Below are 12,730 nucleotides of genomic sequence, written 5' to 3' on the forward strand. Positions count from 1 at the left end.
TTAATTCGGGTCAAAATTGATAATTTGAACGCTCGAATCTAAAATAAGTCTAATGTCTCAAAGAAGAAAATTTATCAAGCAAACGCTGATGAGCTCTGCTCTGTTTATTCCGGGGGTAGGTCAAACTTTTGCAAATGGTCCAAAATCACAAAATGCTGGAGAAAAGCCATTGATTTTGTCTACTTGGAACCATGGACTTCCTGCAAACGCGGCAGCTTTGAAGAAATATGCCGAAACAAATAATATACTTGACGCTGTTGAGGCCGGTGTGATGGATACGGAGTTGGATATGAGTAATTTATCTGTTGGTCTTCAAGGATTGCCAGATAGAGAAGGGATTACTACGTTGGATGCTTCAATTATGAAAGGGGATGGGTCTTGTGGTTCTGTTGCCTTCGTAAGACAAGTGAAACATCCAATTAGTCTGGCTAGAGTGGTTATGGAGAAAACGCCTCACGTGATGATCGTAGGTGAAGGTGCAAGACAATTGGCGATTGCCGAAGGTTTCCCGATTGAAGAAGAAAAACTAAGTCCGAAAGCCAAAGCTGCTTATCTTAAGTGGAAAGAAACTAGCCAATATAAGCCAGTAATTAATATAGAAAACCATGATACAATCGGGATGATTGGGATTGGTGCTGATGGGAAATTGGCAGGGAGCTGTACAACCAGTGGATTGGCTTACAAAATGCATGGTCGAGTAGGGGATAGCCCAATTATTGGAGCTGGGCTTTATGTTGATGATGAAGTTGGAGCTGCGACGGCAACTGGTCTAGGTGAGTCTATCATTAGAATTTGTGGCAGTTTCTTGATCGTTGAATTGATGCGCCAAGGAAGAACTCCTCAAGAGGCATGTGAAGAGACTGTAAGAAGATTGGTCGCCAAAAACGAAAAGAATATCAAAGATTTACAAGCAGGGTTCCTTGCGATCAATAAAGATGGAGAAGTAGGAGCTTTTGCAGTTCATCCAGGTTTCAATTTTGCCAAAGGAGGACTTCATGGAAATGCAATGATCGACTCCAATAGCTATTTCAAAGGATGAGCGAATTCCTTTTAGAATCTCCGGTATTCAATCTTCAGTCTGCTTTAGATGCTGCTGCATATGGAGTGGATCGATTAGAGCTTTGTGCCAATTTTCCTGAAGGAGGAGAGACTCCAAGTGCAGGAATGCTCAAATACCTGAAGAGCGAAGTTGATATTCCTGTTTTTGTAATGATCCGACCTCGTGGCAGGGACTTTTGCTATTCCTCGAAAGAATGGATGGTAATGAAAAGGGATATTGAAGTTTTGGGAGAGCTTGGAGCAGATGGATTCGTTTTTGGAGTTTTGGATAAAGATGGGAATGTAAACAAAGAAGCTTGCGAATCTCTAATTAGAACAGCAAATGGAAAGCCTTGTACATTTCATCGGGCGTTTGATGCCTGCCGTGATCCAAAACAGGCCTTGGAAGATATTATTTCACTAGGATTTGCAAGGATCTTGACTTCAGGTGCTAAAAATAGTGTTACTGAAGGAATGGGACTGATAGAGGAGCTTTTGGAATCAGCAAAAGATCGTATTATAATCATGCCTGGAGGTGGGTCCAAGCCGGAGCATGTCACTTACTTGCAGAAATTTCCCGATTTCAAAGAAATTCATGCTTCCTGCAAAACCAAGATTCCAGCTGCAAATCGATTTGTAAATCCAGATGTTCAATTTTCATCTGATCCAGATGACTTCAACTTTCATTTGGGGATCGACGAAAAAGTAGTTCAAGAATTTAAAGAGGCTTTTAATTCATGAAAAGGCTTGCTTTCCTTTTCTTTATAATAGCAATTGGCTGCAATCCTATTTCTGAAAGGAAGCAGCCAATTCCTTCTTTATACCGACTCTCACAGATGGATTTGAAGTTGGAAGGAAAGCAATTGGCAGAGCTTTACTGTGCAAACTGTCATCTCAAGCCTGAACCTAAACTTTTGACTAAAGATATCTGGGAATCCTCAGTCCTTCCGGATATGAGGATGAGAATGGGATTGTATTTGGAAGAGGATTTTGGGAGGACGCTTCCTGAGGATATGAATGTCCCAGAAGGGATTTACTCCAAGACTCCCTTTATCACGGAAGACAATTGGCTAAAAATAAAGCAATATTATATAGATAATGCTTCCAAAGAACCTTTGCCACAAATTGCTAAAGAGACTCCAACTTTAGGGCTTCCTGGTTTTGAGGTGGAAATCCCAGAATTTGATTTTGTCTATCCAAATCTTACCACGATGATATCGATTGATGAGAAAGGCGATTTATGGTTGGGACATAGATTTCGGAAGCTTTTTCACTTAGATGATGGATCGGGTTTTTCAATCATTGATTCGATTTCTACTCCTGTTGCTCCAGTTCAGATTAAGTTTAATAAAGACGGATTTGAATTGTTATCCATGGGACTGATGGATCCTGCAAATGATTCATTGGGGACATTTCAACACTATCAAAATGAGTTAGGTGTTTGGGAGAGCATTGAGGTTTTTGATCAATTAATTAGACCTGTTCATGTTTCTTATGGGGATTTAAACTCTGATGGAGTTGAAGATTATGTCATTTCTCAATTTGGTAATCACATTGGGAAATTGAGTGCTTTTCTTTCAAGTTCATCAGGCTATGATGAGCTTGTGATTAAGGCATTGCCGGGAGCAAGAAAAGTTGAACTTGTTGATATGGATCAAGATGGGGATTTAGATCTAGTAGGTTTGATGACTCAGGCACAAGAGGGTGTTTTTTTATGGGAAAATGATGGAGAAGGGCATTTTCTGGAAAAACCGCTTATTCGATTCCATCCAGCTTTTGGAGGGAGCGATCTTCAAATAATCGATTTCAATCAAGATGGACTGTTGGATTTGGTTGTTGCCAATGGTGACAATGCTGATTTATCCCAACAGTTGAAAGGGTATCATGGTGTTAGGATTTTTTTGAATCAAAATGGGGGATTTGAAGAATCATGGTTTTATCCTATGTATGGAGCAAGTGGGGTGGTAGTTGAAGATTTTGATCTGGATGGAGATCAGGATTTGATGGCGATTTCTTTCTTCCCTGATAAAAAAGAAAAACCCTCTGAGCAATTGATTTATTTTGAAAATGAAGGAAATATCAACTTAAAGCCATTTGTCTCAGAAGTAAAATGGGCTTCAAATTTTTTGATTTTGAGTAAAGGGGATATAGATCGTGATGGAGATACTGATGTATTTATAGGTGTATTTGATTTTGAGGATTTATATAAGAAACCTTCTGAAAATTGGACTCCCTTGGTTTTGTTAAAAAATAAAAATCTGTAAAAAATATAGAAAACAATATATACTTCTTTTAAAGAAATTTAATTCAAATATTGTTTTTTAAAAATCATTTTTTTCAGTATATTATAATTTAACAATAAACCCTTTTCGACTATGGTAAAAAGCTTTCAGGGAGTCAGAATGGTCGAAGCCAAAAAGACTCAAACTAATCAAATTCTAGTTCAGGACCACATGAGTACCAATTTGGTGACTTTTCATTCAGATGATACGATTGATCAAGTGATGGAAATATTGACCAAACGGAAGATTTCTGGTGGTCCAGTGGTAGATTCTTCAGGGGCTCTGATCGGGATTATTTCCGAAGTAGATTGCCTCAGGGAAATTATTAAAGGGAAGTATACCAATACCCCGAAATTTCCGGCAAAAGTAAAAGAACATATGTCTACCGATGTGATAACTATCCCTCCTGACCTTTCTCTTTTTGATGTGGCTGGAAAGTTTCTTGAACACAAGATTAGAAGATTCCCTGTGCTTAAAAATGGCCGATTAGTTGGGCAAATTAGTTTATCTGATGTGATACGTGCTTTTCCTAAACTCAAACATACAACCTGGTAGAAAAAAGGCTGTCGTTCGACAGCCTTTTTTTATTTAGATTTGGTTAGTGCTTGATCGACATCTTGGATTATGTCGTCATAATGTTCTAATCCTACTGAAAGACGAATTAGTCCGTCTGTAATTCCAACTCGATTTCTCTCTTCTTCAGAAAGCTTGCTATGAGTAGTTGAAGCAGGATGAGTCACAATACTTCTACTATCGCCCAAGTTGGCTGTCACAGAAACCATCTGAAGATTATCGATGAATCTCTGTGCTCGTTGTACGCCGCCTTTCAAATCTAAAGTGACAATTCCGCCCCCTTGACTCATTTGTTTTACAGCTAAATGATGTTGTGGATGTGATTTCAAAAATGGATATTTCACAGAGATGATCTCCGAATTCCCTTCGAAATGCTCTGCTACAGTCAAGGCGTTAGAGCAATGTCTATCCATACGAACACCTAGGGTTTCCATACTTTTGGAAAGAATCCAGGCGTTGAATGGAGAAATGGCAGGTCCAGTATGTCTCGTAAAGAACTGGACATCTTTGATCAATTCTTTCTTACCGAGAATCAATCCTCCCAAAACTCGCCCTTGTCCATCAATGTACTTAGTGGCCGAATGTGTTACTATGTGTGCCCCCCATTTAGCTGGTTGCTGTAAATAGGGAGAAGCAAAACAATTGTCAACAACCAAAATCAAGTTATGTGCAGCTGCAAATTTGCCGGCCCATTCTAAATCGATAATTTCCAATCCTGGGTTGGATGGAGTTTCGATGAAAAGCATTTTGGTGTTGCTTTGAACGAGTTTATCCCAGTTTTCAAAGTCTGAAATATCGCCATAGGTGGAAGTAATTCCCCATTTAGGAAACACGCGAGTCAATAATTGGTGAGTGGATCCAAATAAGGATCTTGCTGCCAAAACATGGTCTCCTTGTTGTAGAAGTGATGCGATACTTGCAAACATGGCGGCCATTCCTGAGGCCGTAGCAATACCATCCTCTGTTCCTTCAGCGGCACAGATTTTTTCAATTAAATCTGTGGAGTTTGGGTTTGCATAGCGAGAATAGATGTTGCCCTCGATTTCATCTGCAAAAGTTGCTCTGGCTTCCTCAGCAGAATCAAAGGTGAAACTAGAAGTAAGATAAATTGGTGCGGAATGCTCCTTTTGATTGGATTTGGATTTTGCTATCCGTATTGAGTTGGTCTCAAAATGTTGGCTCATGGTCCTTACTTGTTTGTAACGTGATAAATATCAGCGCAATCTGAAAATCAGACCCGGGAAGGTAGAACCAAAAAAGGATTAGGAGTAATTAAAGCCAATTTATAGTTCCCAATTCGGGTAGGATTTGGCACCTTTTCGGTAATTCGCCGAATGGTTGCCAGAGGGTCTTAGAGCCTATTCTCTCGCCTCTTCTTTATAAATCAGTTGCCTGAAGTGATGCAAAGTAACATGCTGGAAATCTTATTTCCAAGCATTTGTTTCAATCATTGAATTGAGTCATGGTTTGAGCAATACCAATTGTACAAAAACCCAGAATCATATCTATTGCTTTGTCCATCATAATTGGTAATTCTGCAAACTCACCTTCAGTGAATTTTCCCAATACAAAATCTACTTGTCTACCCTTTGGAAAGTCGTCGCCGATTCCCATTCTTAATCGAGGGTAGTTTTGTCCTCCTGTTAGTGCCTCGATATTTTTAAGGCCATTGTGTCCCGCTGCACTACCTTTAGCTCGCATTCGAAGTTTCCCAAATGGGATGGCCACTTCATCTACAATTACAAGTATGTTTTCTTTTGGAATTGAAAGGTCTTTCATCCAGTAGTTTACTGCTTTTCCGCTCAGGTTCATGTAAGTTGTCGGTTTGATTACATGAATATTTCTTCCTTTATGCTTAAACTCAGTCTTGAATGCAAGTCTGTCACTTTTCCACTCTGCATTAAATTTATCTGCTAATCTGTCTACAGTGAGAAAACCGATATTGTGACGAGTTAATTCGTATTCAGGGCCAATATTGCCCAAGCCAATGATTAGATATTTCATAATGAATCCTCTAGGATACAAAATAAAAAATCCTGCCTTTTGGGCAGGATTTTAAAAGATGTCGATAGAATTATTCTTCAACTTTTTTACCTCTCAATGCTCTTGGGATACCGATGGTAACTACAGAAACATTAGGGCTAGTTAGGATTTCGAAGTTTTCAGGCTTCAATTCACCAACTTTGAAGGATTTTCCAAGATCCAAGTTAGAGATGTTAACCTCTACGAAATCAGGGAAGTCTTTTGCAAGTCCTTTCACTTTCAAAGATCTAGTCTTCAATTCCAATTTACCCCCCTTAGCGATACCTGGAGAGTTTCCAGTTACTTTAACAGGGATTTCGAATTTGATAGGACGATCTTCAGTGTAAGCCATGAAGTCAACGTGCATCAAAGTTTCACTTACTGGATGGAACTGAGCATCTTTCAATACTGCCTTAACGATAGTACCTTCGATGTTAAGCTCTACCAAGTGAACTTCTGGAGTGTACAACAAATCTCTGAAAAGAATTGCTGGACTGGAGAAGTGAATTTGCTCAGGGATACCTGGTCCGTAAACCACGCATGGTACACTGCCATTGTCTCTGATCTCATTCAAGCTTTGGCTATCGAGATTTGCTCTTTTAAACCCTATAATCTCAAGCGTTTTCATATGTTATGTATTTTAAAATTGGTTCTTAAATAAATAGAGAACTGATAGATGTATGACCAGTCACCGCATGAATAGCTTTGGCAAAAAGGTCAGCTACTGACAATACTCTTACTTTGGAGGATTTCTGGGAAAGAGGGATGGTGTTTGTGATTACCAATTCTTCCAATACTGAGTTTTCAATATTGTCATACGCTTTTCCAGAAAGAACACCGTGAGTGACGATTGCTCTTACTGATTTAGCTCCTTTCTCTTTGATGATTTGAGCTGCTTTACACAAAGTGCCTGCAGTATCTACAAGATCATCAACAAGAATTACGTCTTTTCCTTCAACATCTCCGATCAATTGCATGGAAGCAATTTCGTTGGCTCTTTTTCTGTGCTTATCACAGACAACCATTTCTACTTCAAAGTGCTTCGCATAAGCTCTAGCACGTGCTACCCCTCCTACATCCGGTGCTGCGAAAATCATATCCGGAAGGTTCAGCTGGGTCAAATAGGGCACAAAGATAGCTGATCCATTTAAATGATCCAATGGTATGTCAAAAAATCCTTGAATCTGTCCAGCATGCAAGTCACATGTCATAATTCTGTCAGCTCCAGCAGAGGTGATCATATTCGCGATCAGTTTTGCTGCAATAGATACACGAGGTCTATCTTTTCTGTCCTGACGAGCATAACCAAAATATGGGATGACAGCACAAACTTTGTAGGCACTTGCTCTTTTGGCAGCATCGATCATCAAGCAAAGCTCCAAAATATTATCGCTAGGCTGATTTGTACTTTGGATGATGAAAACTGTACACCCTCGAATAGATTCATTGTAGCTAGGAGACATTTCTCCATCACTAAATTTTGAGAGAGTGACGTCGCCTAATTTTTTGCCATAATTTTTGGCAATCTTCTCGGCTAAATCGGTGCTGTTGGAACCGGCAAATATTTTTACCTCAGACATGTAAGAATTGTTTTGTTTGGAGGAAGAATCGATAAGGATACTGAGACAAAAGTAATAATTTTTAATGGCAAGGGAAGGGAGAATGAGTGATATCCGAAGAATATTTTGAGGATACTTTTAAATATTCCTTAAATCTTTTAGAATTGATTTTCTCCGATCCTGTAAAAAATATGCGAAAGGGCACTTATTCAAGAGTGTCTCTTTTTTTATGTCTTATTTTAGAGGAATTGACTAAAACCACCAAATAAACTCTTATGAGAAAACGATTTACACTTTTGGGGCTGTTGATGCTTGTTTGGGTCTCTGCGATTCAAGCTCAGCAAGTTCCTACACCAAAATCCCATTTTGGTTTTGATATTGGCGATCCCTATATGCTTGCCAATTTTACAGAAACTGAAGCCTATTTCAAGAAAGTCGCTGAAGCTTCTGATCGCGTACAATATTTCAGCATTGGAAAAACTGAGTTTGGAAGAGAGCAACCGATGCTAGTAATCACCTCTCCCGAAAACCAAGCTCAATTAGAAAAATACAAAGAGATTTCTCAGAAACTAGGTAGAGCAGAAATCTCTAAAGAGGAAGCAAAAAGACTTTCCAAAGAAGGTAAACCAGTGATCTGGATTGATGGAGGACTTCATGCGAGTGAGGTAGTAGGTGCTCAGCAATTGATTGAGACACTTTATACTTTGGCTTCAAGAAATGATGAGGAAACTTTAAAGATTCTTGATGAAGTGATTATCCTTTTGGTACATGTCAATCCTGATGGGATGGAGATCATGTCTAATTGGTACATGAGCAATGAGGATGTTGAAAAAAGAAACAAGAATATTCCTGTGCTTTACCAAAAATATGTTGGTCATGACAACAACAGAGATTTTTACATGAATAATATGTCTGAGGCGACCAATATTTCCCTTCAACAGTACGTGGAATGGCTTCCTCAAATCATTTATAACCATCACCAAAGCGGTCCTTCAGGTACCGTAGTAGCTGGCCCGCCATATAGAGATCCTTTCAACCACGTTTTCGATCCTTTGATTATTTCAAGTTTGGATGGCGTTGGAGCTGCGATGATCAGTAGATTGTATGAAGAGGATAAGCCTGGCTATACCAGATTGGATGGGTCAGTGTTTTCTACTTGGTGGAATGGTGGATTGAGAACTACTCCATATTATCATAACCAAATTGGTATCTTAACTGAAATTGTGGGCGACCCTTCACCTTTCTCTATTCCATTGGTTCCAGATAGATTGATTCCAAACAATGGAACACCATATCCAGTGACTCCAGGTCCATGGCCTTTCAGAAGATCTATCGACTACTCTGTTTCATTGAACTACGGTATTTTGAACCATGCGGTAAGACATGGAGATGAGCTTTTGTATAATTTCTATTTAATGGGTAGAAATTCAATTGAAAGAGGTCAAGAAGATACTTGGACCAAATATCCTAAATATGCTCAGGCAGTTCAGGACGAATTCAATGCTTCTCGTAAAAAGAGAGACGCTGATGATCCAGAAATGTCTGCTTTTGGATTTAGATCAGGTCTTCCGCTTCAGTTTTATGATTCTGTTTATACTGATCAGTCCAAAAAGGATCCATATGGATACATCCTTTCCTCCGATCAACCAGATTTCCCAACTGCTATTAAATTCTTGAATGCGTTGATCAAATCAGGTATTCGTGTTGAAAAAGCAAATGCTGATTTCTCGGTAAATGGTAAATCTTACCCAGCGGGATCATATGTGGTTAAAACTGACCAAGCCTTCCGTCCACATGTGATTGATATGTTTGAGCCGCAAGATCACCCGAATGATTTCTTGTATCCGGGAGGCCCTCCGATTCGCCCTTATGATGCTGCTGGTTGGACTTTAGCTTTCCAAATGGGATCAGAAATCGATCGTATCATGGAAGATTTTGATGGTCCTTTTGATGCCGTTCCTTATGGAGAAATCCAAACTCCACCTGCCAAAAATTTAGTGAAAGGCTCAGGTTTCTTGATTGACGCAAGAGGAAATAACGCTTTCATGGCAGTCAATGACTTGTTGAAAGCCAAAGTAAAAGTTTATAGAACTTCTTCAGAGGTGAATGGATTGCCAGTAGGTTCTTATTATGTAGGTTCTGCAGGCAAGAAAGTATTAGAAAAGGCAGCTCAAGAGTATGGTGTTTATCCAGTTGCTGCCTCTATGCCTAAAGGTGCAAAAGAAATCAAGCCTGCTAGAATTGGCCTGTATGATTACTATGGTGGTTCTATGCCGTCAGGATGGGTAAGATGGATGCTTGAGCAATTCCATTTTGACTACTCATTGGTTTTTCCTCAGGAAATCGACAATGGGGACTTGAATGATAAATATGATGTCTTGTTATTCATAAGTTCTGGTATCCCTTCTTATGGTAGTCGTGGTTTCACAAGACCTCAACCTGAGGCTTCTGAAATCGATGAGCAATACCGTCATATGTTGGGAAGCTTCACAGCTGATAAATCAGTTCCTCAAATTGAAGAGTTTATCAAAAATGGTGGTGAAGTGATCACCGTTGGTTCTGCTACCGATTTGGCTTTCTACTTAGGTGTTCCTGTTACGGATGCATTGGTTGAAATGGGGGCAAATGGAAAAGAAGTTTCTTTGAGTGGTGAGAAGTATTATATCCCTGGATCTGTTTTGGAAATGAATGTTGATAATTCTCAACCAATCAATTACGGAATGGGCGAAACTTCTTATATCATGTTTAATAGATCTCCTGTGTTTAGATTGGGGCCTGATGCAGCAAATAAAGGAGTGAAAGCGCTAGCTTGGTTTGGTGAAGAAGAGCCTCTTCGAAGCGGTTGGGCTTGGGGCCAATCGTATTTAAAGTATGGAGTGACTGCTTTTGAAGCCCAGATTGGAAAAGGTAAATTATATGCCTTTGGTCCTGAGATTACCTTTAGAGCTCAATCCCACGGTACTTTCAAAATGCTATTTAACGGACTTTATAAATAATTGAAAGTCTAGAATGTTTATTAAATCCTGCCTTCGGGCAGGATTTTTTTGTTTATATGAAACCAAACTAAGACAGGTCGAGTAAATTGGAGGACAGATTTGATTGAATGGATAATTACCAACACTATATAAATGCGGAGCTCAATTCTTGGCTCTACCAGATGAAAAAACCTCCTTCAATTGGAAGCAAGCTTACCCATGGAGTTCAAGGGAAAATCAATCAGTGGATTCCAGAAAAAGTTCATAAGGTGGTTACAGCTGCGATTGAGAATATGGTGAAAGCTGTTATTTCAGGTTCTTCATGGATTGTTCCTAGGCCAGATTCAGATATGCCTTTGAAAGTCCGTGAACTGAAAGTTAGGAGCCGCATTAAATGGTATAGGAATACAGCGTCTGTTGAAGGAGCCGTAACTGGAGCAGGAGGGATCTTAATGGGCTTCGCGGATTTTCCGGCTTTCCTTACCATCAAGATGAAGATGCTTTTTGATATAGCAGCTTTATATGGCTTTGATACCAAAGACTATCAGGAGAGGTTGTTTCTGTTGTATGTTTTCCAGCTTTCATTTTCTAATCAAGGAAGAAGAAATGATTTGGTTGGTTTGTTAGAGAATTGGGATGTTTACAAAGAAACTTTGCCAAAAAGTATGGATGAATTCGATTGGAAAACTTTCCAGTTGGATTATAGAGATTATATAGATTTGGCCAAACTAGCTCAACTGATTCCAATCATTGGAGCAGGAGTTGGTGCTATTGCCAATTATAAATTGACAGAGCAATTGGGGAGAAATGCTATGAATGCATTTCGTTTAAGAATTTTGAATTAACCTTCAATTCCATGAGGGAATTTGTCTCGGAAAAATATTGCCAAGAAAGATTAGAAGCTCATATCAGCTCAATTGTAAAATTGTCCAAGGCTGACTTTGAATATATTTCTACTCATTTTATTACTGAGAATATAGATTCAAAGGTTATTCTTCAAGCTTCAGGAGGCTTATGCAAATTTGAATATTTCGTCGTGAAAGGTTTGCTACAGCATTCCTATATGGATGAATCCGGGAAAGAATTCACCTTGTCATTTCCACATGAAAACTGGTGGGCTGGTGATTTTAAAAGTTTCAAAAACGATCTCCCTACTGAAAAGTCATTGGTTTCATTGGAGCCAACAAGTCTTTTAAAGATTTCAAGGTCTGATTTTTTGCACTTGCTTGAGAACTCAATTGTTTTCGAGAGATACATTGCCAGGCTTAGCGAAAACAATAGCATTAAAATGCAAGAGAGAGTTCTTGCAGATATGTCTTCCAATTTGGAGGAAAAGGTTGGGGTATTTTACCAAAGCAATCCAGATCTTGTTTCCAGGCTTTCTCAAAAGAGAATCGCCAGTTTTTTAGGGGTAAGTCAAGAACACCTAAGTAAAGTTCTAAATAAAAGAAAAGAATTGCCACCTATTGACCTATCTTAATTTTTTTAGGTTTTCAAAACCTTAGGATTGTGGTTCATTAAACATAATCCTGATGGAAAAGCAACATAAAAATCTAGAATTGATTCATTCCTTCTTCATTGCCTATAATCAAAAAGATATGGAGGCTTTGGAAGGTGTTTTGGATCCTGAAATAACTTGGAATATACCAGGTGAACATCCGTTGTGTGGCTTGAAGGTTGGGGTTGAAGAGGTATTGGGATATTTTAAAGAAATGGAATACTATCAATTTCAAGCAGCCAATCTTGTTTTAGGTGTAAACGATTCCTTTGTTGTGGATTGCCATCAAAATTGGACTGATTTTAAGGGAGAAAGGTTTGAGGTCATGTCATGCCTATTATGGAAGATAAAAGGTGGAAAGATAGTGGAGGTTTATAATTTCCCAGGTGATCAAAAAGCAGTCAATGATTTCTTCATTGCTAACAGGAGATAGTAACATCCCTTAAATGGAAGGTTTAAAAAAGAAAAAGCCCTAAATCTTTCGAAATAGGGCTTTTTGTTGACCTACTAGGGCTCGAACCTAGACTCTTCTGAACCAAAATCAGACGTGTTGCCAGTTACACCATAGGTCAGTATTTGATCAGAAACTCTTGCGCTTCCGTTAAAGTGACACAAAGGTAGAATTACCTTTTATTTTTTCCAAATTGAAGCGGGAAGTTTTTCATGAATCAATGAAAGCGATTGAAATACAGAGAGAAAAGTTTTTGAAGAGGATTAAGGTGTTTTGGTGATGAAATTGTCCTTCAATGTAACTTTATTGAAAAAATATTGTCAATGAAATCG

Annotated in this window: 12 protein-coding genes, 1 tRNA gene and 1 riboswitch; of the genes, 8 read left to right on the top strand and 5 right to left on the bottom strand. The window is 38.9% G+C overall.

Annotation, left to right across the window (positions count from 1 at the left end; all coding sequences use genetic code 11):
- Nucleotides 1–52: 52 nt before the first annotated feature.
- The 4 genes from BUF13_RS19155 (at nucleotide 53) to BUF13_RS19170 (ending at nucleotide 3,875) form a co-directional block, all read left to right on the top strand.
- Nucleotides 53–1,039 (top strand): isoaspartyl peptidase/L-asparaginase family protein, encoded by a 987-nt coding sequence (locus tag BUF13_RS19155; RefSeq protein WP_073573430.1) that lies wholly within the window; start codon nucleotides 53–55, stop codon nucleotides 1,037–1,039.
- Nucleotides 1,036–1,779, top strand: a complete 744-nt coding sequence (locus tag BUF13_RS19160) for a copper homeostasis protein CutC (RefSeq protein ID WP_073573431.1) — start codon at nucleotides 1,036–1,038, stop codon at nucleotides 1,777–1,779. Before BUF13_RS19155 ends, BUF13_RS19160 begins: the two co-directional genes overlap by 4 nt.
- The gene (locus BUF13_RS19165) at nucleotides 1,776–3,302 is read left to right on the top strand and encodes an FG-GAP repeat domain-containing protein (RefSeq protein ID WP_073573432.1); all 1,527 of its coding nucleotides are present in this window, start codon (nucleotides 1,776–1,778) and stop codon (nucleotides 3,300–3,302) included. The genes BUF13_RS19160 and BUF13_RS19165 overlap by 4 nt, the downstream gene beginning before the upstream one ends.
- A 111-nt stretch (nucleotides 3,303–3,413) precedes the next feature.
- Complete coding sequence (locus BUF13_RS19170) at nucleotides 3,414–3,875, top strand: CBS domain-containing protein (protein WP_073573433.1); 462 nt, start codon at nucleotides 3,414–3,416, stop codon at nucleotides 3,873–3,875.
- Between the two features lie 29 nt (nucleotides 3,876–3,904).
- Here the strand turns inward: BUF13_RS19170 and BUF13_RS19175 are convergent, their stop codons facing one another.
- The 4 genes from BUF13_RS19175 to BUF13_RS19190 form a co-directional block, all read right to left on the bottom strand.
- Nucleotides 3,905–5,077 (bottom strand): trans-sulfuration enzyme family protein, encoded by a 1,173-nt coding sequence (locus BUF13_RS19175; protein WP_073573434.1) that lies wholly within the window; start codon nucleotides 5,075–5,077, stop codon nucleotides 3,905–3,907.
- 96 nt (nucleotides 5,078–5,173) lie between these two features.
- Nucleotides 5,174–5,279: riboswitch (SAM riboswitch) on the bottom strand.
- A 57-nt stretch (nucleotides 5,280–5,336) separates the two neighbouring features.
- Nucleotides 5,337–5,897 carry an aminoacyl-tRNA hydrolase gene (gene pth / locus BUF13_RS19180; protein WP_073573435.1) on the bottom strand — a complete coding sequence of 187 codons (561 nt, stop codon included), beginning with the start codon at nucleotides 5,895–5,897 and terminating at the stop codon, nucleotides 5,337–5,339.
- 70 nt (nucleotides 5,898–5,967) lie between these two features.
- The gene (locus tag BUF13_RS19185; RefSeq protein ID WP_073573436.1) at nucleotides 5,968–6,543 is read right to left on the bottom strand and encodes a 50S ribosomal protein L25/general stress protein Ctc; all 576 of its coding nucleotides are present in this window, start codon (nucleotides 6,541–6,543) and stop codon (nucleotides 5,968–5,970) included.
- A 25-nt stretch (nucleotides 6,544–6,568) separates the two neighbouring features.
- Nucleotides 6,569–7,495: a ribose-phosphate pyrophosphokinase gene (locus BUF13_RS19190; protein WP_073573437.1), complete on the bottom strand. Its 927-nt coding sequence runs from the start codon at nucleotides 7,493–7,495 to the stop codon at nucleotides 6,569–6,571.
- A gap of 254 nt (nucleotides 7,496–7,749) precedes the next feature.
- Here BUF13_RS19190 and BUF13_RS19195 point away from each other — a divergent pair, with 254 nt between their 5' ends.
- The 4 genes from BUF13_RS19195 (at nucleotide 7,750) to BUF13_RS19210 (ending at nucleotide 12,380) form a co-directional block, all read left to right on the top strand.
- A complete protein-coding gene (locus tag BUF13_RS19195; protein WP_073573438.1) occupies nucleotides 7,750–10,470 on the top strand; it encodes a M14 family metallopeptidase in 2,721 nt (906 codons plus the stop codon).
- Between the two features lie 107 nt (nucleotides 10,471–10,577).
- Complete coding sequence (locus tag BUF13_RS19200) at nucleotides 10,578–11,294, top strand: EcsC family protein (protein WP_073573439.1); 717 nt, start codon at nucleotides 10,578–10,580, stop codon at nucleotides 11,292–11,294.
- Nucleotides 11,295–11,305: 11 nt separating this feature from the next.
- On the top strand, nucleotides 11,306–11,929 hold the full coding sequence (locus BUF13_RS19205) for a Crp/Fnr family transcriptional regulator (RefSeq protein ID WP_073573440.1): 624 nt from the start codon (nucleotides 11,306–11,308) through the stop codon (nucleotides 11,927–11,929).
- 52 nt (nucleotides 11,930–11,981) lie between these two features.
- On the top strand, nucleotides 11,982–12,380 hold the full coding sequence (locus BUF13_RS19210; protein WP_073573441.1) for a nuclear transport factor 2 family protein: 399 nt from the start codon (nucleotides 11,982–11,984) through the stop codon (nucleotides 12,378–12,380).
- A gap of 66 nt (nucleotides 12,381–12,446) precedes the next feature.
- On the opposite strand, the gene BUF13_RS19215 is transcribed toward BUF13_RS19210, so the two are convergent.
- Nucleotides 12,447–12,519 (bottom strand) — tRNA-Gln (locus BUF13_RS19215).
- Between the last annotated feature and the right edge of the window lie 211 nt (nucleotides 12,520–12,730).

The sequence above is a fragment of the Algoriphagus zhangzhouensis genome (assembly GCF_900148515.1).
GTDB classification, from domain to species: domain Bacteria; phylum Bacteroidota; class Bacteroidia; order Cytophagales; family Cyclobacteriaceae; genus Algoriphagus; species Algoriphagus zhangzhouensis.

Coding starts and splice junctions, on each gene's coding strand:
- BUF13_RS19155 (WP_073573430.1), top strand. CDS start 53: ATGTCTCAAAGAAGAAAATTTATCAAGCAAACGCTGATGAGCTCTGCT.
- BUF13_RS19160 (WP_073573431.1), top strand. CDS start 1,036: ATGAGCGAATTCCTTTTAGAATCTCCGGTATTCAATCTTCAGTCTGCT.
- BUF13_RS19165 (WP_073573432.1), top strand. CDS start 1,776: ATGAAAAGGCTTGCTTTCCTTTTCTTTATAATAGCAATTGGCTGCAAT.
- BUF13_RS19170 (WP_073573433.1), top strand. CDS start 3,414: ATGGTAAAAAGCTTTCAGGGAGTCAGAATGGTCGAAGCCAAAAAGACT.
- BUF13_RS19175 (WP_073573434.1), bottom strand. CDS start 5,077: ATGAGCCAACATTTTGAGACCAACTCAATACGGATAGCAAAATCCAAA.
- pth (WP_073573435.1), bottom strand. CDS start 5,897: ATGAAATATCTAATCATTGGCTTGGGCAATATTGGCCCTGAATACGAA.
- BUF13_RS19185 (WP_073573436.1), bottom strand. CDS start 6,543: ATGAAAACGCTTGAGATTATAGGGTTTAAAAGAGCAAATCTCGATAGC.
- BUF13_RS19190 (WP_073573437.1), bottom strand. CDS start 7,495: ATGTCTGAGGTAAAAATATTTGCCGGTTCCAACAGCACCGATTTAGCC.
- BUF13_RS19195 (WP_073573438.1), top strand. CDS start 7,750: ATGAGAAAACGATTTACACTTTTGGGGCTGTTGATGCTTGTTTGGGTC.
- BUF13_RS19200 (WP_073573439.1), top strand. CDS start 10,578: ATGGATAATTACCAACACTATATAAATGCGGAGCTCAATTCTTGGCTC.
- BUF13_RS19205 (WP_073573440.1), top strand. CDS start 11,306: ATGAGGGAATTTGTCTCGGAAAAATATTGCCAAGAAAGATTAGAAGCT.
- BUF13_RS19210 (WP_073573441.1), top strand. CDS start 11,982: ATGGAAAAGCAACATAAAAATCTAGAATTGATTCATTCCTTCTTCATT.